Here is a 19,172-nt window from a genome sequence, read left to right as displayed (position 1 = left end):
TCAGCTCCTCTAGCTGCGGTTGCTGCGCTTGCTGTGCTTGCTGTGCTTACGTCGGGTGCCGGCCAGCTGGCCGGCGAGCACGCACAGGACGGCGACCAGGAACATCGCCGTACCGATGACATTGATTTGAACGGGTGTGCCCCGCTGTGCCGATCCCCAGACGAACATGGGGAAGGTCACGGTGGAGCCGGCGTTGAAGTTGGTGATGATGAAGTCGTCGAAGGAGAGCGCGAAGGACAGCAGGGCGCCGGCCGCGATGCCGGGCGCGGCGATCGGCAGCGTCACCCGTAGGAAGGTCTGTACCGGGGAGGCGTAGAGGTCCTGGGCGGCCTGTTCCAGTCGCGGGTCCATGCTCATCACGCGGGCCTTGACGGCGGTGACGACGAAGCTCAGGCAGAACATGATGTGCGCGATGAGGATCGTCCAGAAGCCGAACTGGATGCCCATGTTGAGGAAGAGGGTGGCCAGCGAGGCGGCCATGACGACCTCGGGCATCGCCATCGGCAGGAAGATCAGGGTGTTGACGGCCGCGCGGGCCCGGAAGCGGTAGCGGGCCAGCGCGAACGCGATCATGGTGCCGAGGACGGTGGCGCCCACGGTGGCCCAGACCGCTATCTCCAGGCTCAGCCCGAGCGAGCCGCACATGTCGGCGACGCCGCACGGATCGGTCCAGGCGTCGGTGGAGAACCGCGTCCACTGGTAGTTGAAGCGCCCGTTGGGCTTGTTGAAGGAGAAGACCATCACCACGATGTTCGGCAGGATCAGGTAGGCCAGCGTGGCCAGTCCTGCCAGGGTGACGAGGTTGTGGCGCAGCCAGCGCAGCGCCTTGCCGGAGGTGCGCCGGGGGGCCGGCGCGCCGGCCGGGGCCGTGGTTGCGGCCGGGTCCTTCGCGGGGGTGTCGGTTGCCGCCATCAGACCAGATCCTCCGTCCCGGACTTGCGGATGTAGATCGTGACCATGGCGAGGATGGCCGCCATGAGGATGAAGGAGAGCGCGGCGGCGGTCGGGTAGTCCAGGACCCGCAGGAACTGCGACTGGATGACGTTGCCGATCATCTTCTGGTCGGTGGAGCCCAGCAGTTCGGCGTTGATGTAGTCGCCGGCGGCCGGGATGAAGGTCAGCAGGGTGCCGGCGACGACGCCGGGCATGGACAGCGGGAAGGTGACCCGGCGGAAGGTGGTGGCCGGGCGGGCGTAGAGGTCGCCGGCGGCCTCGTGCAGCCGCGGGTCGATCCGCTCCAACGAGGTGTACAGCGGCAGGACCATGAACGGCAGGAAGTTGTAGGTCAGACCGCAGACCACGGCCAGCGGGGTGGCCAGCACCCGGTGCCCTTCGGTGATGCCCAGGGCGCTGGTGACGTCCAGGAGGTGCAGTGCGTTGAGCGCGCCGACCACCGGGCCGCCGTCGGCCAGGATCGTCTTCCAGGCCAGGGTGCGGATCAGGAAGCTGGTGAAGAACGGGGCGATGACCAGGATCATCACGATGTTCCGCCACCGGCCGGCCTTGAAGGCGATCAGGTACGCCAAGGGGTAGCCGAGCAGCAGGCAGAGCACGGTGGCGACCGCCGCGTAGCTGACCGAGCGCACGAACTGCGGCCAGTATTCGGCCAGCGCGTCCCAGTAGGTGGCGAGGTGCCAGGTGAGCTTGAAGCCCTCTTCGAGGGAGCCGGTCTGGAGGGAGGTCGACGCCTGGTAGACGAGCGGGGCGGCGAAGAAGACGATCAGCCAGAGGATGCCGGGGAGCAGCAGCCAGTAGGGGACCAGCCGCTTGCGGGTCGGGGTCTTCCGGATCGGCAGCCCCTCGTCCTCGGCTTGCTCGTCCGGTGGCGCGGGGGCGGCGGTGGTGGTCACGCGGCCTCCTCGTCGAGGTCCGCACCGGCGTCGATGTCCTGAGCCGCGTCCAGGCCGAAGGTGTGCTCCGGGTTCCAGTGCACAACGATGTCGGCGCCGGGGACCAGCCGTCCGTCCCGCCCGATGTTCTGCTCGTAGACGGAGAGTTCGCCGATGCCGGGGACGTCGACGACGTACTGGGTGGAGACGCCGATGAAGCTGGCGATCTTGACGCGGCCGGCCATCCGGTTGTGGCCCTCGGGGACCGACCCGGCGTCGTCGGCGTGCGCCAGGGCGACCTTCTCGGGGCGGAAGCCGGCCAGCACCTGCCCGCCCTTGCGGGCCTGGGTGCTACATCGGCCGGTGGGCAGCCGGAGTGTGGCGTCGCCGGCCTTGAGGACGAGTTCCGTGCCGCCCGCCTCGATGACCTCGGCCGCGATGAGGTTGGAGGTGCCCAGGAAGTTGGCGACGAAGGTGGTGGCGGGGTTCTCGTACAACTCGGCGGGGGCGCCGAGCTGTTCGACCCGGCCGCCGTTCATCACGGCCACGGTGTCGGCCATCGTCATGGCCTCCTCCTGGTCGTGGGTGACGTGCACGAAGGTGATGCCGACCTCGGTCTGGATGCGCTTGAGCTCCAGCTGCATCTGGCGGCGCAGCTTGAGGTCGAGGGCGCCCAGCGGCTCGTCCAGCAGGAGCACCTCGGGGTGGTTGATCAGTGCCCGGGCGACCGCGACCCGCTGCTGCTGGCCGCCGGAGAGCTGCTGCGGCTTGCGGCGCGCCATCGGGCCGAGCTGGACCAGGTCGAGCATCTCCTCGACCTGCTTCTTGACGGACTTGATGCCGCGGCGGCGCAGGCCGAAGGCGACGTTCTCGTAGACGTCCAGGTGCGGGAAGAGCGCGTAGTTCTGGAAGACCGTGTTGACCTGGCGCTTGTAGGGCGGCAGGGCGGTGACGTCCTGGCCGGAGAGCGCGACCGTCCCGGTGGTGGGCTCCTCCAGGCCGGCGATCATGCGCAGGGTGGTGGTCTTGCCGCAGCCGGAGGCGCCCAGCAGGGCGAAGAAGGACCCGGCGGGAATGGTGAGGTCGAGCGGGTGGACGGCGGTGAAGGAGCCGTACGTTTTGCTGATCCGGTGCAGGCGGACGTCGCCGCCGCTGCTCTGGGGGGTCGCGGTAGTGGTCATATGGGTCGTCCCGTGGGTCGGAAGGGGGCAGAACGGCTCGGGCGGGTCCGGTGTGCGGCCGGGCGCCGTCGGAGACCGGCTCAGGCGCCGGTGAGGTCGGAGAACTTCCGGTTGAACACCCGGTTCTCCTGGGGGGTCAGTGCGCGGAAGGAGTGGGACCGGGCGACCATCTCCTGGTCCGGCAGGATCAGCGGGTTCTCCGCCAGCTTCCGGTCGATCTTGGCGAGTTCCTCGCGTACCCCGTCGACGGGGCAGGCGTAGTTGATGTACGCGGCGAGCCGGGCCGCGACCTTCGGCTCGTAGAAGTAGTCGATGAGCCGTTCGGCGTTCCCCTTGTGGCGGGCTTTGCTGGGCACCATCAGGTTGTCGGTGGACGTCATGTAGCCGGCCTTGGGGACGGCGTAGCGGATGTCGGGGTTGTCGCTCTGTAGTTGGACGACGTCGCCGGACCAGGCGACGCACGCGGCGAGGTCGCCCTTGTCCAGGTCGCTGGTGTAGTCGTTGCCGGTGAAGCGGCGGATCTGCTGGGTGTCGACGCCCTTCTGGAGCCGGGCGAGCGCGGCGTCGTAGTCGTCGGCGGTGACGTCCTCGGGTCGTTTGCCCATGTCGAGCAGGGTCAGCCCGACGGTGTCGCGCATCTCGGACAGGAAGCCGACCCGCCCCTTGAGCCGCGGGTCCTCCAGCAGCTGGCTGATCGAGTCGACGGTCCGGCCGCCGGTGGCCTTGACGTTGTACGCGATGAGCGCGGGGATGCTCTGCCAGACGTAGGAGTGCTTGCGGCCCGGGTCCCAGGCGGGGTTGCGGAACTGTGCCGACAGGTTGGCCCGGGCGTGCGGCAGGCGGTCCGCGTCGAGCGGCTGGATCCACCCCAGGGAGATCATCCGGGCGCACATCCAGTCGGTGAGCACGATCAGGTCGCGGCCGGTGTCCTGCCCGTTGGCGAGCTGTGCCTGGATCTTGCCGAAGAACTCGTCGTTGTCGTTGATGTCCTCGGTGTACGTCACGGTGATGCCGGTGCGCCGCTGGAAGGCGTCCAGCGTGGGGTGGCGCTTGCCGTCGTCGCTGACGTCCATGTACTCGGTCCAGTTGGAGAAGTTCAGGCGCTTCTCCGACGCGGAGTGGTCCACGGTCAGCGCGGCGTCGGTGCGGCCGGCGGGGGCGATCCCGCAGGCCGACAGGGCCGCGGTGCCACCGACCGCGGCCGCCAGGGCGCCACCGGCGCGCAGCAGCGAGCGGCGGGTCATGGCGAGCCGCCCGGTGGTGAGGCTGCGGCGCATGGCGGTGACCTCGTCCGCGGACAGCGGGACCAGGGGGGCCGGGGGGACGGGCTGCTCGTGGTGCTCCATGCGCGGTGGCCTTTCAAGGGGGTGTGCCCGGCGTGCGGCCGGTGTGGCGGTGATGCGCTGCCCTGCGCTGCCCCGGCCACGGGCGGTGCGGTGCCGGCGGCCGGGGCGTCCCGTCGGACGGGGTCAGGCCCGGTCCCCGAAGATCGTCCGGTGCCAGTCCTTCTTGGCCACCCCGGTGATGTCGTACATGACGTGCTTGACCTGCGTGTACTCCTCGAAGGAGTACGCCGACATGTCCTTGCCGAAGCCCGACGCCTTGGCGCCGCCGTGCGGCATCTCGCTGATGATCGGGATGTGGTCGTTGACCCAGACGCAGCCGGCGTTGATCTCGCGGGTGGCCCGGCCGGTGCGGTAGACGTCCCGGCTCCAGGCGGAAGCGGCCAGCCCGTAGGGGGTGTCGTTGGCGAGCGCGAGGCCCTCGTCGTCGCTGTCGAAGGGCAGCACGACCAGCACCGGACCGAAGATCTCGGACTGGACGATCTCGCTGTCCTGTGCGGCCCCGGTGATCAGCGTCGGCCGGTAGTACGCCCCCTTGGCCAGCTCCCCCTGGGGCGCCTCGCCGCCGGTGACGACGGTGGCGTAGCCCCGGGCCCGCTCGACGAAACCGGCCACCCGGTCCCGCTGGGTGTGCGAGATCAGCGGTCCGAGGTCGGTGTCCGGGTCGAACGGGTCGCCCGGTCGCACGGTCGCCATCAGGTCCGCCACGCCGCTGACGAACGCGTCGTAGAGCGGCCGCTGGACGTAGGCGCGGGTGGCGGCGGTGCAGTCCTGGCCGGTGTTGATCAGGGCGCCGGCGACCGCACCGTGCACGGCGGCTTCCAGGTCGGCGTCGTCGAAGACCACGAACGGGGCCTTGCCGCCGAGCTCCAGATGGAGCCGCTTGACGGTCCCGGTGGCGATCTCGGCGACCCGCTTGCCGACGGCGGTGGAGCCGGTGAAGGAGGTCATGGCGACGTCGGGGTGGCCGACCAGGCGCTCACCGGCGTCCCGGCCAGCGCCCGAGACGATGTTGAGGACGCCGTCCGGGAGCCCGGCGCGCTGCGCGGCCTGCGCGAACAGCAACGAGGTCAGCGGGGTGATCTCGGCGGGCTTCAGGACGATGGTGTTGCCCGCGGCGATGGCCGGCAGGACCTTCCAGGCGGCCATCTGGAGCGGATAGTTCCAGGGCGCGATGGAACCGACCACGCCGACCGGTTCGCGGCGGATCACGGAGGTGTGGTCGCCGCTGTATTCCCCGGCCGCCTTGCCCTCCAGGTGGCGGGCGGCGCCGGCGAAGAACGCGGCGTTGTCGATGGTGCCCGGAACGTCGAACTCCTTGCTGAGCCTGATGGGCTTTCCACAGTTCAGGGATTCGGCGGCGGCGAGGTCTTCGGCGTCCTCGGCGAGCGCCGCCGCGAAGCGGTGCAGGGCCTCGGACCGCTCGCCGGGCGTGGCCCGCGCCCAGCCCGGAAGGGCCTGCGCGGCGGCCGCCACCGCGGCATCCACGTCACCGGTACCTGCGAGTTCGTACCGCAGGACGGTCTCACCGGTGGCCGGGTCGACGACGTCCTGAGTACGGCCGGAGGTGCCGCTCCGCAGACTCCCGGCGATGAATTGCGCCCCTTCGGCGAATCGCTCGGTCACTTCGAATCGCTGGTCCATGGTGCTCTCCTCCGCCGGGCGCCGGGGCCGCTCAGCGGCACTGCCAGGCGTAGCTATTTCCGGAATCGATGGCCGATCCTGACAGAGCTGAAGGCGACCAACAAGTGATTCCGTTGTTGCCTTTTGGTTACGCAACGAATTCTGCGAATTCGGTGGCGCAAAACCCCGACACGTTGTCAGTGCCCGCTGACAGAATCCCGGCATGATGCACAACACCCCGACGACCAGCACCGACCGCCCCGCAGACGGGCCACGCTCGGTCGAGGAGCTGATCGCGCTCACCACCACCGGCCGGCGGGTCGAGTACGTCCACTTCTGGGGCCATCGTCCACCCCGCGACGGCGGCATCGGGGCGAGCTGTTTCAGCCAGTGGTGGCCCGCACCCTTCACCGTCGACGGCGTCCGGTACGCCACCGCCGAGCACTGGATGATGGCCGGCAAGGCCCGGCTCTTCGGGGACGCGGAAGCCGAGCGGCGGGCGATCGCCGCCTCGCACCCCAAGCAGGCCAAGGACGCCGGGCGGACGGTCCGCGGCTTCACCGAGGAGGTCTGGCGGCAGCACTGCTTCGACCTGGTCGTCGAGGGCAGCCGGCACAAATTCGGTCAGCACCCGGAGCTGCGGGAGTTCCTGCTGAACACCGGCCCCCGCGTCCTGGTGGAGGCCAGCCCCCTGGACCGGATATGGGGCATCGGCCTCGCCGCCGACGACGACCGCGCCGCGGACCCAGCCCGCTGGCGCGGGCTGAACCTCCTGGGCTTCGCCCTCATGGCGACCCGGCAGCAGCTGTCCGAGGAGGCCCACACCGAGGCCGATCCGGGGTGACGAGCGGGGGCGGGACCGGACGGGGGTGACGGACGCAGACGGGGGGGGCGGGACCGGGCCAGGGCCGGGGTGACCGACACAGACGGGGGGGCGGCAGGCGGTGGTGCGTCGTGCGTGGTGCCGCTCCAACGAGGACGGCAGTCGGCTGCACGCCCCGGAGACACCTACGGGACGAACGCCTACGGGGGGACACCTAGGGGCGGACGCCCAAGGGATGCCCCCACCGGCCCCCGCGCCCGCCCCGCCTCCCCCATACGATGACCAGACCAGACCACTCCGCACCATCCGCCGCGCGCACCTCACCCCCGCGCACTCCCCCAGGAGGAACCGTTGTCCGACCTCGACGCCTTCATCGCGGGCCTGCCCAAGGCGGAGCTGCACGTCCACCACGTCGGCTCGGCCTCACCGCGGATCGTCTCCGAACTGGCCGCCCGGCACCCGGACTCCGCCGTGCCCAGCGACCCCGAGGCGCTCGCCGACTACTTCACCTTCCGCGACTTCGCCCACTTCATCGAGGTCTACCTCTCCGTCGTGGACCTGATCCGCGACGCCGAGGACGTCCGCCTGCTGACCTACGAGGTCGCCCGCGACATGGCCCGCCAGCAGATCCGCTACGCCGAGCTGACCGTCACGCCCTTCAGCTCGACCCGCCGCGGCATCCCGGACGCCGCCTTCGTCGAGGCCATCGAGGACGCCAGGAAGGCCGCCGAGTCCGAACTGGGCGTGATGCTGCGCTGGTGCTTCGACATCCCCGGCGAGGCCGGCCTGGAGGCCGCCGAGGAGACCGCCCGGATCGCCTGCGAGCTACAGCCCGAGGGCCTGGTCTCGTTCGGCCTGGGCGGCCCTGAGATCGGCGTCCCGCGGCCCCAGTTCAAGCCGTACTTCGACCGGGCCATCGCCGCCGGACTGCGCTCCGTCCCGCACGCCGGCGAGACCACCGGCCCCGGCACCATCTGGGACGCCCTGACCTCCCTGCGCGCCGAGCGGATCGGCCACGGCACCAGCGCCACCCAGGACCCCGAGCTGCTGGCCCACCTCGCCGAGCACCGCATCCCGCTGGAGGTCTGCCCGACCTCCAACATCGCCACCCGGGCGGTCCGCACCCTGGACGAGCACCCGGTGAAGGAGATGGTCGACGCCGGCGTCCTGGTCACCATCAACAGCGACGACCCGCCGATGTTCGGCACCGACCTCAACGCCGAATACGCCATCGCCGCCCGCCTGTTGGAGCTGGACACCACCGGCCTGGCCGCCCTCGCCAAGAACGCGGTCACCGCCTCCTTCATGGACGACGCGGCCAAGACCCGCCTGTCGGCCGAGATCGACGCGTACGCGGCGGGGTGGCGCGGCTAGTCGACGTCCGGCCGGCGCCGGGACGGACGCTCCGAACGGCTCACGGCCCGGCGCGTCCGGGCCGGCCCGCCAGGCATCGGCCGGCGCCGCCCGCCGGGCGCGGTCGCCGACGAGCACGAAGTGTCGGCGCTGGCGGTTGCGTTCGGCGGGCGCCTGGCCCGGCGCACCGCTTGCGGCAGGCGGACGCGGACGGAGCGGCTCGCACCCCGGTCAACTGACGCACCGACCATGCGCGGCCCCCGCCCGCGGCCCGCCCCCGAACGCACCGGTCAACACCGGGCGTTGAGGGCCGGCCCGCCCGCCGGAGGCACAGCGGGCCACACCGGAGACACGCTCAACAGGCCGAACAGGCCGCCCCACCCGCCCCTCACCCCTTGACCAGCCGCCGCGCCACGAGGTGCGAGACGGCGGTGGCGGCCGCCGCGACGGCGATGCCCCGTACCGCGCCGCCCGGGGTCGTGGGCCGCAACCGTCCGGCCCGCCGCAGACGGCCGCGGGCCCAGAGCGTGAACGGAATGACCAGCACGGGCGAGGTGGCGGATCCCGGCGTGTAACCGCGGGTGGCGGCCGCCTGGGCGAGGTGCAGCAGACCGTGTAGCCCGAAGCCGTCCAGTGTGGCCTGGAAGAACGCGGACCGGCCGCCGGTGCGGTACCCCCTGGCCGCAGCGGTGGCCACGATGGCCGCCATCACCGCCACCGCCGTCGCGAACTCCCGCTCGGTGACGCCCTCCAGGGCCCGCCAGACCCGCTCGGGCACCTGCGGGAACCGCTTCCGCAGCACCGGTACGCTCTCCCGCACCCAGCGCGGCCCGAAGGCCACCTCCTCGGCGTCGTGCAGCGCCCAGGCGGCGAACAGCCCCAGGGTGACAGCCGGCGTTATCCCGTCCTCGGACGACATGGACGCCTCGGCGACCTTCGACTTCACCGCAGAGATCGACATAACCGCCGAGTCTGGCAGGCCAGTTGACCACCACGGACACCGCCCCGCCCCGAACACGAGCCCCTACAGCCGCTACAGCCGCTACAGTCCCACGATCCCGTTCCACGCCTTGGCGAATTCGGTCCGCTCCTTCGCCGTGATGTCCCGCGCGATGGCCAACCGCTTGCGCATCGTCCCGTCGGGGAAGATCAACGGGTCCTCGGCCAGCTGCGCCTGCTCCTTGTCCTTGGACGAGGCGAGCACGTCACGCGCGGCCGGCACCGGGCAGACGTAGTTGACCCACGTGGCCAGTTCGGCCGCGACCTCCGGCTGGTAGTAGTAGTCGATCAGCCGCTCGGCGTTCCGCTTGTGGGCCGCGAGGTTGGGGATCATCAGGCTCTCCGCCCACAGCTCCGCGCCCTCCTCGGGGACCACGAACTCGATGTCCGGGTTGTCCGCCTGCAACTGGATCACGTCGCCGGAGTACGCCTGCGCGGCGAGCACATCGCCGGAGTCCAGGTCCTTGATGTAGTCGTTGCCGGTGAACCGGCGGATCTGCCCCTTGCGGACCAGGCCGCCCACCTGGTCGATCATCCGGTGGAAGTCGTCGGCGGTCCAACGGGTGATGTCGACGCCGTTGCCCTGGAGCAGCAGCGCGAACGCCTCGTCGAGCCCGGACAGCAGGGTGACCCGGCCGCGCAGGTCGTCCTTCCACAGGTCGGAGGTGTGCTTGATCTCCCGACCGAGCTTCTTGCGGTTGTAGGCGATGCCGGTGATGCCGGACTGCCAGGGCACCGAGTGCAGGCGGCCGGGGTCGAAGTGCGGGGCGCGCAGCAGCGGGTCGAGGTACTTGGCGACGTTCGGCTGGGCCTTCCGGTCCATCGTCTCGACCCAGCCGAGCCGGACGAACCGGGCGCACATCCAGTCGCTGATGACGATCAGGTCGCGGCCGGTGGCCTGGTGGTTCATCAGTGCCGGACTGATCTTGCCGAAGAACTCGTCGTTGTCGTTGATCTCCTCGGTGTACGTCACGGAGATCCCGGTGCGCTTCTGGAACGCGTCCAGCGTGGGGCGGCGCTGCTTGTCGTGGTCGTCGACGTCGATGTAGAGCGGCCAGTTGGCGAAGACCAGTTTGTGCTCCCGGGCGGAGCGGTCCGGGGCCTCGCGGTCGGCGGCCTCGACGTACGCCGGCGGCACCCCGCATCCCGCCGTGGCGGCCAGCGCCCCGGTCACACCGATTCCGCCCATGCCCCTGAGCAGCGAACGCCGCGAAAGATCAGCCATGGCGAGCACTCTCACGTGCCGCGGGCGGAGGCGGCAAGAGACAGAGCGTCAATTGCCGGGCCTCCGCCCGCGACGGTGTGTCGAGCGTTCCGTGCCGCTCGACGGTGGAGATCCCCTGTGGGGGCCGGTCGGCTCAGCCGTTCAGCGAGGTCATCACGTGCTTGATCCGGGTGTAGTCGTCGAAGCCGTAGGCGGACAGGTCCTTGCCGTAGCCGGACTTCTTGAAGCCACCGTGCGGCATCTCGGCGACCAGCGGGATGTGGGTGTTGATCCACACACAGCCGAAGTCGAGGACCTTGGACATCCGCATCGCGCGGGCGTGGTCCTTGGTCCACACCGAGGAGGCCAGGGCGTACTCGACGCCGTTGGCCCACTCCACCGCCTGCTTCTCGTCGACGAAGGACTGGACGGTGATCACCGGGCCGAAGACCTCGTGCTGGACGATCTCGTCGTCCTGCTTCAGGCCCGAGACGACGGTCGGGGCGAAGAAGTAGCCCTTGTCGCCGACCTGTTCGCCGCCGGCCTCGATCTTGGCGTGCGCGGGCAGCCGCTCGATGAAGCCCTTGACCTGCTTGAGCTGGTTGGCGTTGTTCAGCGGGCCGTAGAGCACGTCCTCGTCGTCGATCGCACCGGTCTTGGTCTCCGAGGCGGCCTTGGCCAGCGCGGCGACGAACTCGTCGTGGATGGACTCCTGGACGAGCACGCGGGTGGCGGCCGTACAGTCCTGGCCGGCGTTGAAGTAACCGGCGGTGGCGATGTCCTCGACGGCCTTGGCGATGTCGGTGTCCTCGAAGACCACGACCGGCGCCTTGCCGCCGAGCTCCAGGTGGACCCGCTTGAGGTCCTTGGACGCGGACTCGGCGACCTGCATACCGGCCCGCACCGAGCCGGTGATCGACGCCATCGCCGGGACCTTGTGCTCGACCATCAGGCGGCCGGTCTCCCGGTCACCGCAGATGACGTTGAACACGCCGCGGGGGTGGCCCAGTTCGTCCAGGACGCTGCCGATGATGTCGGCGATCAGCACCGTCGAGGCGGGGGTGGTGTCGGAGGGCTTGATGACCACGGTGTTGCCCGCGGCGAGCGCCGGGGCGAACTTCCATACGGCCATCATCATCGGGTAGTTCCACGGCGCGACCTGGGCGCAGACGCCCACCGGCTCACGGCGGATGATGGACGTGAAGCCGTCCATGTACTCGCCGGCCGAGCGGCCCTCCAGCATCCGGGCGGCACCCGCGAAGAAGCGGATCTGGTCCACCATCGGCGGGATCTCCTCGGAGCGGACCAGGGCGATCGGCTTGCCGCAGTTCTCGGACTCGGCGGCGATCAGCTCCTCGGCGCGCTCCTCGAAGCGGTCGGCGATCTTGAGGAGGACCTTCTGGCGCTCGGCCGGGATCAGGTCGCGCCAGGCGGGGAAGGCGGCCTCGGCTGCTGCCATGGCCGCGTCCACGTCGGTGGAGCCGGAGAGAGGGGCAGTGGCGTAGGGCTCACCCGTGGCCGGGTTGACCACCTCCGTGGTCCGGCCGTCGGCGGCGTCCCGGAACTCCCCGTCGATGTAGTTGCGCAGACGACGCAGTGCGGTGGTCACTGTGCGCCCCCTTCAGTGTCAGATGTCCGGTGGTTGGGATCCCACAGTAGCCGCGAAGGCCACGTTTTCAACACACCCACACGCCTCGAACAACGGAATCAGTGAAATTCTCCTCGATCAACAACCGATTCCGACGGTTTGGGGTTGCCATACCGTCGAACCTCGTGCACAGTGAAGGACGTGGCCACTCGTGACAGAAACGGCACTGCGTCGATCGACTCCGTCTCCCTGGCGATCATCGAGCAGCTCCAGGAAGACGGGCGCCGTCCGTACGCCGCGATCGGCAAGGCCGTCGGCCTGTCCGAGGCGGCGGTACGCCAGCGCGTACAGAAGCTGCTCGACCAAGGCGTGATGCAGATCGTCGCGGTCACCGACCCCCTCACGGTCGGTTTCCGTCGACAGGCAATGGTCGGCATCAACGTCGAGGGTGACCTCGATCCCGTGGCCGACGCCCTGACGACCATGGAAGAAGTCGAGTACGTCGTCATGACGGCAGGTTCCTTCGATCTCATCATCGAGATCGTCTGCGAGGACGACGACCACCTTCTGCAAATGATCAACAAGCGGATCCGCACGCTTCCCGGCGTCCGATCCACCGAGAGCTTCGTCTACCTCAAGCTCCGGAAGCAGACCTACACCTGGGGAACGAGATAGCAATGAGCGCTGACCTCTCCAAGACGGCGTACGACCACCTGTGGATGCACTTCACCCGCATGTCGTCGTACGAGAACGCCTCCGTGCCCACGATCGTGCGCGGCGAGGGCACCAACATCTACGACGACAAGGGCAAGCGCTACATCGACGGCCTCGCCGGCCTCTTCGTGGTCAACGCCGGCCACGGCCGCGTCGAGCTCGCCGAGACCGCCTACAAGCAGGCCCAGGAACTGGCCTTCTTCCCGCTGTGGTCCTACGCGCACCCCACGGGTGTGGAGCTGGCCGAGCGCCTGGCGAACTACGCCCCGGGCGACCTCAACAAGGTCTTCTTCACCACCGGCGGTGGCGAGGCCGTCGAGACCGCCTGGAAGCTCGCCAAGCAGTACTTCAAGCTCACCGGCAAGCCGATGAAGCACAAGGTGATATCCCGCGCGGTCGCCTACCACGGCACCCCGCAGGGCGCCCTGTCGATCACCGGCCTGCCGGCCCTGAAGGCCCCCTTCGAGCCGCTGGTCCCCGGCGCGCACAAGGTGCCGAACACCAACATCTACCGCGCCCCGATCCACGGCGACGACCCCGAGGCCTTCGGCCGCTGGGCCGCCGACCAGATCGAGCAGCAGATCCTCTTCGAGGGCCCGGAGACCGTCGCCGCGGTCTTCCTGGAGCCGGTGCAGAACGCCGGTGGCTGCTTCCCGCCGCCCCCCGGCTACTTCCAGCGGGTCCGCGAAATCTGCGACCAGTACGACGTGCTGCTCGTCTCCGACGAGGTCATCTGCGCCTTCGGTCGCCTCGGCACGATGTTCGCCTGCGACAAGTTCGGCTACGTCCCGGACATGATCACCTGCGCCAAGGGCATGACCTCGGGCTACTCCCCGATCGGCGCCTGCATCATCTCCGACCGCATCGCCGAGCCGTTCTACAAGGGTGACAACACCTTCCTGCACGGCTACACCTTCGGTGGCCACCCGGTCTCCTCGGCCGTGGCGCTGTCGAACCTCGACATCTTCGAGCGCGAGGGCCTCAACCAGCACGTGCTCGACAACGAGGGCAACTTCCTCAACACGCTGCAGAAGCTGCACGACCTGCCGATCGTCGGCGACGTCCGCGGCAACGGCTTCTTCTACGGCATCGAGCTCGTGAAGGACAAGGCCACCAAGGAGTCCTTCAACGACGAGGAGACCGAGCGCGTCCTCTACGGCTTCCTCTCCAAGGCGCTGTACGACAACGGTCTCTACTGCCGCGCCGACGACCGTGGCGACCCGGTCATCCAGCTGGCCCCGCCGCTGATCGCCGACCAGTCGGTCTTCGACGAGATCGAGCAGATCCTGCGCTCCGTCCTCACCGAGGCGTGGACCAAGCTCTGATCATCGCGTCACCTCCTGGTGCGCTAGTACACAAGTGAACATTCGACGGCCCGGATTCGCTCGTTCCCATCCATACGAGTGAATCTGGGCCGTTGTGGCTGCCGAACCACAAATGACCGGGGACCCGATTCCTTACCGTGCTGGTGACCGATACCCTCCGTGGTCGTTCCCCCGACCGGGGGAACGACCAGCGAACAAGCGAGAGGTGTGCAGATGGTGGCCCCGCCTGACAACGACGTTCTCTGGGCACGCGGCCTGCACCACATGCACGGCGCCACCGTCGCCCTCACCGGGGTCTCACTCGGTGTGAGCGAGGGCGAGATCCTCGCCGTCACCGGCCCCCGTGGCAGCGGCAAGACCACACTCCTCAAGTGTCTGTCCGGCCAACTCGTCCCGTCCGAGGGCGAGATCTTCTTCAACCGCGCCCCCGTACACACCCTCTCCTCCCCCAGCCGCGAGCGGCTGCGTCTCGAACGGTTCGGCTGGATCGACACCGAACCCCACCTCGTCCCCGAACTCACCGTCTGGGAGAACGCCGCCCTCCCCCTCCTGCTGCGCGGCACCGGCCACCGCGCGGCCAAGCACACTGCCCTCGAGTGGCTGGAACGCCTCGACGTGGGCATGTGCGCCCGCCGACGCCCCGCCCGGCTCGACCAGTCCCAGCGCCAGCGCGTCGCCATCGCCCGCGCCCTGGTCACCACTCCGCAGGTGCTCTTCGCCGACGAACCCACCGCCCCGCTGCACAGCGCAGACGGCACCCAGGTCCTGCGCACCCTGACCACCGCGGCCCGCTCCCACCACATCACCGTGGTCCTGGCGACCTACGACCCCCAGGTCGCCGCCCTCGCCGACCGGACGATCAGCCTCCTCGACGGCCGCCGCTCGGGCGCCGCCCCCGAGAACGCCGGCGCCTCCGATGAGGAAAGCAGGGCAGCGTGCTCGCTCTCCGTCTAGCCTTCCGCGTTCACCCCCTCGTTCTGCTGCGCCGGCTCCTCGTCGCCGCCGCAGCGGCCGGCACGGGCTTCCTGGTACTGGCCGCCCTCGGTCACGCCGCCGCCCACCCCGCCACGGCCGGCGACTCCCTGGCCCGGCTCCTGTGGTGCGCCGCCCCGCTCGCGGCCACCGCCCAGCTCGCCGTTTCCGTGGCCCGTACGGACCCGGCCGCCCGCCTTCAGCGCGGCATGACCGCCGCCGGTCTGGGCCCGTTCCGGCTCACCCTGCTCGCCGCGGCCTCCACCGCCCTCTCCTGCGCCCTCGGCGTCCTCCTCTCCCTCGTCGTCTTCCTGGCCCTCCGCGGCGACTTCGGCGACGCCGCCCGCACCACCGGCTCCCGCACCATCGACGCCGGTCTGCTCGGCGCCGGCCACCCGCTGCCGCTGATCGGCGCCCTCATGCTGCTGGCCCTCGTCCCACTGACCGCCGCCGCGGCCACCGCCTTCTCACTCCGCCCCCGCGCCGAAGCGGGCGCCGTCGACACCGAACCCGCCTCGACCACCGAGGCCGCCCCCTCCGGGCTCCCCTGGGGCGTCGCCCTGACCGCGGCCGGCCTGGCCATCGAGGCCTACACCAGCCCCGCCACCGGCACCCCCGGCGGACTGCTGCCCCTTCCCGGCCGGCTGATCGGCAGCCCGCCGGGCCTCCTCGCCGGCTGGGCCATGGCCGCCTTCGGCCTCGTCCTGGCCGGCCCCGGCCTGGTGTACCTGTCCGGCCAACTGCTGTGTGCGGGCCGCCCCGGCGCTCTGCGACTGCTGTCCGGGCGTGTGCTCCAGGAGGAGTCACTTCGCCTGGGCCACCCGCTCGGCGTCATGTGCGCGGTCGCCTCCGGTACCTACGCCGCCGTCGCGGTATATCAAGCTGCTCCTTCCCGTCCCCTCGGTCCGTTCACTGCGATCGGCGCGGCGATCGTCCTCGCCTGCGTCACCGTCAGCGCACTCTCCGCCGCCCTGGAATCCCGGACGGCTCGTGCCCGCACCACGGCCGCCCTGCGCCGGCTTGGCGCATCCGCCTCCGCCTTCCACCGCGCGACGGCCCTCCGAGCCCTGGCCTTGTTGCTCGTCCTCGGCCCCCTGACCTGGACCGTCGCCGAAATGGCCACACTTCCGCTGGTGCACTGAGTTGGGGCGCGTGGAGCTCCAGACCGGGGAACTCTGGTGCCTCGGAAATGGGGCGCCGGATTTCCGGCCTCGTGGGTTCCGGCCTCGCGAGTTCCGGCCTCGTGAGTTCCTGTGTGGTGGGTTCTCGTGTGGTGGGTTCCGGTCTTTTTGAGTTCCAGCGCGGTGGATTCCCACTCGTTGATGCCAGCGCTTGGCCTGTCGGACGCTGGCCTTGTTGAGGTCCGGCGATGGGTCCTGCGGCCCGTTGAGTTCCGGCTCATTGGGCTCCGGCTCGTTGGGCGCGGTTGGGTGGCCGCTGGCCCATGGGGTACCCCTGAGACCACGAGGTCTTAGGCGATATCCCGTGAGGCGAAATTCGCTGAGGCGTTGTTCGTTGCGGCCCGGACCCCAGAGGCGTTGTTTCGGCGGCGATGTGCGGCCCTGAAGCTCGGTGCCGCCGATCCGGAGCGTCGAGGGTTGACGCGGCCAACACCCTGCGCCGGAGGGGCGAATACCAAAGGACCGTGTACTGAAGTCCCTTGCGGGATATGTGCGTTCGCCTGTGCCTGCACTCCCTTGTATGCGCGTTCTTCCGGTGCGAGGAAGGGTGCCGAGGGCCGTGGGGATGCAACTGGACTTGCTTGCTGCTGGAGCGGGGTGAGCCGACGAGGCGGAGAGGCGGAGCAGCCGATAGGGGCGGAGCGGCCGGCAGAGGCAGGCAAGGGCAGCTCGGTCCGGCGGGCCCGTGTGCAGAGTGGCGGCGATTGGTCGGAAGGCTGGCAGGCTGGCAGGGCTCAGGACCGTGGCGCGATGAAATTGCTGCGGGTGATGCCCCTGGGCCCCGTCCCGGTGGGATCCGGCCGGTCTGGATCCCCTTGGTGTCGGCACCGGCACCGGCATCGGCATCGGCGTCGCCCAGCGCCCAGCCGCTGCCCGGGGAGAAACCGAGGTCCTGGACGGGGCGAGGCGCGCCTGGCAGGGGCAGGGACTTGGGCCGTGCGCCCCGGACTGTCCGGCAACCCCTGGGGGCTTGGGCTTCAGCGGGCGAGGGCGGTGACCTCGACCTCTATTCGCCACTCCGGTTGGGCCAGCGACGAGACCTCGAGCAAGGTGTCCGCGGGATAGGGCTCGGACAAGAACTCCTCGCGCAAGGTGATGACATGGCCGAGGTCGGTGGCCATGTCCGTGACGAAGATTCCGACCTTCACCACGTCGGCGAGCGACGCGCCGGCCTCGGTGAGCACCCGCTCGACATTCGCGAACGCCTGACGCCCCTGGGTCAGGAAGTCATCCGAAACGGTCCGCCCCTGTTCATCGATCCCCGCCTGCCCTGATACATGGATCAGTCCGCCGGCCTTGATGGCCTGTGAAATCTTGTACGGCTCGTACCAGTCCGGCGTGGTCGCAATTCGCTGAATCTCCTGCGCACTTCCCACTTCTGCGACATCCGTCAACGACATGACGCTCCCCCTCAAAGTTCCATGTCCACACATCCCTTGCATGCACATACATAAGTTTCAGGCGCATGTACGCTGATGTCAAGCGCATCAGTGGAAGATGCCTCGGAAGGCGTCCGGGGCGGGACGCGCCAGAGAAGGCGGACGAGGGAAGAAAGCGGAATCGATGGACGCGGAGCACTGGGACCGGTTCGGAGCACTGCACACACGCGTCGAGCAGGAGCTCGCGAAGGCCCTGCAACAGCGCCACAGGCTCGGCCTCTCCGAGTACCGCGCGCTGGCCCGACTGGCGGAGTCGGAGGACGGCGAGCTGCGGATGCAAGAGCTCGCGGATCTCATCGGCCTCAACCAGAGTTCCGTCAGTCGGCTGGCCTCGCGGCTGGAGTCGTCCGGTCTGACCCGCCGGGACCTGTGCCCCGACGACCGACGCGGTGTCTACAGCGTGATCACCAACGAGGGCCGCGAAGCACAGAGCAGGGCCCGCCCGACGTACGACAGCGCGCTGCGCACCGCTCTGGACTCCGCCGCCGAAGACGGCTTGCTCGGGCCCCTGGTGAAGTCCCTGCGCCCCTGACATGAGAGGCGTGCAGTCGAACGCAGCACCCCGATACCCCGACACCCCGCCACCTCCGCTGACACAACCGCGCGATCGACTGGCTCGCGGAGTTCAACCAGGTCACCGCGACCGGCAGCCTCGCCGGATACCGCATCCACTCCCTTGGCTTGACGGACCGTAGGTTCACCCCGCTCGCCCCGCTCGCCCCGCTCGCCCCAGAGACGTTCCCACCGGCGCCGGACCTTCCGTTCGACCCGCATCGCGGGCACTCTCAACAACCGACGAACTCTTCAACGGACTGCCCGACTCTTGTCACCGCACCCCGGACGCCCGCACTTACGGCTGACGCTAGGAGACCGGGGCGGCCGGCACCGTGGGTCCCCGGCATGCTGCGAAGCCTTCATGACGGCGCCCTCTCGGACGCTCTGAACCGGATCACGCCGGTGCGCGTGGTGGGAATCCAGGGCGGGCACCACCCCCTGGAGCGCGGCTCCGCCCCTTACACGGGCACGGCCAAGCTCGGGCGTCGGCTGAGCCGCGATGGCCTGACCTTGCGCCCGGCGGCGGCCCCGGTGCGAGGGAGGCACGGACCTCGGGCGTACACCGTGCCGGCCGAGGACACCATGCTCGACGCGACACCGGAACCCCACTCCAAGGCGCCGCGCTTCAAGCCCTCGGTCTCGGAACGGGCGCGCTCCGCTTTCGAAGCGCTTCGGAGCCGACCGGGCAGTGCCCCCTCCGTCGCCGTGCCCAGTTGATCGTATGAGCATGAGCTCCCGAACGCCTTCGCGTCCCACCTGGCGGAGCGCTTCGTCGACCCATGCCATGAGGAGTGTCTGCTGGCCTGGCCGAACACCGGCGCGGTGTTCCTGCCCGGTGGTGCGGGGACCGTGCAGGAGGTCTTCCACGCCACGACCACACACTCCCACCAGTCGCACAGCGAACCGACGCCCATGATGCTGGTGAACCGCGAGCACTGGACCGGCACGCTGCCGGTCCGGCCCTTACTCCAAACACTTGTGGTCGGCCACCCGATAGCGCTCCGGATCGCCCCGGTCGAAACTTGAACGACGCCCCCAAGACA

Annotated in this window: 17 protein-coding genes; 8 read left to right on the top strand and 9 right to left on the bottom strand. The window is 69.8% G+C overall.

The window, feature by feature from the left end:
- Positions 1-9: 9 nt before the first annotated feature.
- The 5 genes from ACO0M4_RS04175 to ACO0M4_RS04155 all read right to left on the bottom strand — a co-directional run bounded on the left by ACO0M4_RS04175 (position 10) and on the right by ACO0M4_RS04155 (position 5,997).
- Complete coding sequence (locus ACO0M4_RS04175; RefSeq protein WP_430368236.1) at positions 10-912, bottom strand: ABC transporter permease; 903 nt, start codon at positions 910-912, stop codon at positions 10-12.
- On the bottom strand, positions 912-1,850 hold the full coding sequence (locus ACO0M4_RS04170) for an ABC transporter permease (protein ID WP_430368235.1): 939 nt from the start codon (positions 1,848-1,850) through the stop codon (positions 912-914). The genes ACO0M4_RS04175 and ACO0M4_RS04170 overlap by 1 nt, the downstream gene beginning before the upstream one ends.
- Complete coding sequence (locus tag ACO0M4_RS04165; RefSeq protein WP_430368234.1) at positions 1,847-3,010, bottom strand: ABC transporter ATP-binding protein; 1,164 nt, start codon at positions 3,008-3,010, stop codon at positions 1,847-1,849. Before ACO0M4_RS04165 ends, ACO0M4_RS04170 begins: the two co-directional genes overlap by 4 nt.
- A gap of 80 nt (positions 3,011-3,090) precedes the next feature.
- Entirely contained in the window at positions 3,091-4,356 is a 1,266-nt protein-coding gene (locus ACO0M4_RS04160) for a polyamine ABC transporter substrate-binding protein (protein ID WP_430368233.1), read from the bottom strand.
- Positions 4,357-4,479: 123 nt separating this feature from the next.
- On the bottom strand, positions 4,480-5,997 hold the full coding sequence (locus ACO0M4_RS04155; protein ID WP_430368232.1) for a gamma-aminobutyraldehyde dehydrogenase: 1,518 nt from the start codon (positions 5,995-5,997) through the stop codon (positions 4,480-4,482).
- Between the two features lie 202 nt (positions 5,998-6,199).
- Between ACO0M4_RS04155 and ACO0M4_RS04150 the strand changes: the two genes are divergently transcribed.
- Together ACO0M4_RS04150 and ACO0M4_RS04145 are read left to right on the top strand one after the other, a co-directional pair.
- Positions 6,200-6,820 (top strand): NADAR family protein, encoded by a 621-nt coding sequence (locus ACO0M4_RS04150; RefSeq protein ID WP_430368231.1) that lies wholly within the window; start codon positions 6,200-6,202, stop codon positions 6,818-6,820.
- Positions 6,821-7,150: 330 nt separating this feature from the next.
- Positions 7,151-8,173, top strand: coding sequence for an adenosine deaminase (locus ACO0M4_RS04145; RefSeq protein WP_430368230.1), 1,023 nt, complete (start codon positions 7,151-7,153; stop codon positions 8,171-8,173).
- Between the two features lie 367 nt (positions 8,174-8,540).
- On the opposite strand, the gene ACO0M4_RS04140 is transcribed toward ACO0M4_RS04145, so the two are convergent.
- The 3 genes from ACO0M4_RS04140 to ACO0M4_RS04130 form a co-directional block, all read right to left on the bottom strand.
- Complete coding sequence (locus ACO0M4_RS04140) at positions 8,541-9,113, bottom strand: HXXEE domain-containing protein (protein WP_430368229.1); 573 nt, start codon at positions 9,111-9,113, stop codon at positions 8,541-8,543.
- Between the two features lie 81 nt (positions 9,114-9,194).
- Entirely contained in the window at positions 9,195-10,376 is a 1,182-nt protein-coding gene (locus ACO0M4_RS04135; RefSeq protein ID WP_430368228.1) for a polyamine ABC transporter substrate-binding protein, read from the bottom strand.
- Positions 10,377-10,509: 133 nt separating this feature from the next.
- A complete protein-coding gene (locus ACO0M4_RS04130) occupies positions 10,510-11,964 on the bottom strand; it encodes a gamma-aminobutyraldehyde dehydrogenase (protein WP_430368227.1) in 1,455 nt (484 codons plus the stop codon).
- Positions 11,965-12,144: 180 nt separating this feature from the next.
- Between ACO0M4_RS04130 and ACO0M4_RS04125 the strand changes: the two genes are divergently transcribed.
- From ACO0M4_RS04125 to ACO0M4_RS04110, 4 genes are all read left to right on the top strand, one after another.
- A complete protein-coding gene (locus ACO0M4_RS04125; RefSeq protein ID WP_430368226.1) occupies positions 12,145-12,618 on the top strand; it encodes an Lrp/AsnC family transcriptional regulator in 474 nt (157 codons plus the stop codon).
- Between the two features lie 2 nt (positions 12,619-12,620).
- Positions 12,621-13,982: an aspartate aminotransferase family protein gene (locus tag ACO0M4_RS04120; RefSeq protein ID WP_430368225.1), complete on the top strand. Its 1,362-nt coding sequence runs from the start codon at positions 12,621-12,623 to the stop codon at positions 13,980-13,982.
- Between the two features lie 213 nt (positions 13,983-14,195).
- Positions 14,196-14,936: an ABC transporter ATP-binding protein gene (locus ACO0M4_RS04115; RefSeq protein ID WP_430368224.1), complete on the top strand. Its 741-nt coding sequence runs from the start codon at positions 14,196-14,198 to the stop codon at positions 14,934-14,936.
- On the top strand, positions 14,918-16,096 hold the full coding sequence (locus ACO0M4_RS04110; RefSeq protein WP_430368223.1) for a hypothetical protein: 1,179 nt from the start codon (positions 14,918-14,920) through the stop codon (positions 16,094-16,096). Before ACO0M4_RS04115 ends, ACO0M4_RS04110 begins: the two co-directional genes overlap by 19 nt.
- Positions 16,097-17,112: 1,016 nt before the next feature.
- Here ACO0M4_RS04110 and ACO0M4_RS04105 read toward each other — a convergent pair.
- Positions 17,113-17,535 carry a RidA family protein gene (locus ACO0M4_RS04105; RefSeq protein ID WP_430368222.1) on the bottom strand — a complete coding sequence of 141 codons (423 nt, stop codon included), beginning with the start codon at positions 17,533-17,535 and terminating at the stop codon, positions 17,113-17,115.
- 163 nt (positions 17,536-17,698) lie between these two features.
- Here ACO0M4_RS04105 and ACO0M4_RS04100 point away from each other — a divergent pair, with 163 nt between their 5' ends.
- Both ACO0M4_RS04100 and ACO0M4_RS04095 read left to right on the top strand, forming a co-directional pair.
- Positions 17,699-18,106 (top strand): MarR family winged helix-turn-helix transcriptional regulator, encoded by a 408-nt coding sequence (locus ACO0M4_RS04100; protein WP_430368221.1) that lies wholly within the window; start codon positions 17,699-17,701, stop codon positions 18,104-18,106.
- An 845-nt stretch (positions 18,107-18,951) separates the two neighbouring features.
- On the top strand, positions 18,952-19,155 hold the full coding sequence (locus tag ACO0M4_RS04095) for an LOG family protein (RefSeq protein WP_430368220.1): 204 nt from the start codon (positions 18,952-18,954) through the stop codon (positions 19,153-19,155).
- The last annotated feature ends 17 nt before the right edge of the window (positions 19,156-19,172 follow it).

The organism is Streptomyces sp. RGM 3693 (assembly GCF_050471125.1).
Taxonomy (GTDB): domain Bacteria; phylum Actinomycetota; class Actinomycetes; order Streptomycetales; family Streptomycetaceae; genus Streptomyces.
Note: the sequence above shows the minus strand (reverse complement) of the source record. Positions and strands in the feature narration are given on the sequence as shown.

Coding starts and splice junctions, on each gene's coding strand:
- ACO0M4_RS04100 (WP_430368221.1), top strand. CDS start 17,699: ATGGACGCGGAGCACTGGGACCGGTTCGGAGCACTGCACACACGCGTC.
- ACO0M4_RS04120 (WP_430368225.1), top strand. CDS start 12,621: ATGAGCGCTGACCTCTCCAAGACGGCGTACGACCACCTGTGGATGCAC.
- ACO0M4_RS04135 (WP_430368228.1), bottom strand. CDS start 10,376: ATGGCTGATCTTTCGCGGCGTTCGCTGCTCAGGGGCATGGGCGGAATC.
- ACO0M4_RS04140 (WP_430368229.1), bottom strand. CDS start 9,113: ATGTCGATCTCTGCGGTGAAGTCGAAGGTCGCCGAGGCGTCCATGTCG.
- ACO0M4_RS04105 (WP_430368222.1), bottom strand. CDS start 17,535: ATGTCGTTGACGGATGTCGCAGAAGTGGGAAGTGCGCAGGAGATTCAG.
- ACO0M4_RS04155 (WP_430368232.1), bottom strand. CDS start 5,997: ATGGACCAGCGATTCGAAGTGACCGAGCGATTCGCCGAAGGGGCGCAA.
- ACO0M4_RS04175 (WP_430368236.1), bottom strand. CDS start 912: ATGGCGGCAACCGACACCCCCGCGAAGGACCCGGCCGCAACCACGGCC.
- ACO0M4_RS04115 (WP_430368224.1), top strand. CDS start 14,196: ATGGTGGCCCCGCCTGACAACGACGTTCTCTGGGCACGCGGCCTGCAC.
- ACO0M4_RS04160 (WP_430368233.1), bottom strand. CDS start 4,356: ATGGAGCACCACGAGCAGCCCGTCCCCCCGGCCCCCCTGGTCCCGCTG.
- ACO0M4_RS04150 (WP_430368231.1), top strand. CDS start 6,200: ATGATGCACAACACCCCGACGACCAGCACCGACCGCCCCGCAGACGGG.
- ACO0M4_RS04165 (WP_430368234.1), bottom strand. CDS start 3,010: ATGACCACTACCGCGACCCCCCAGAGCAGCGGCGGCGACGTCCGCCTG.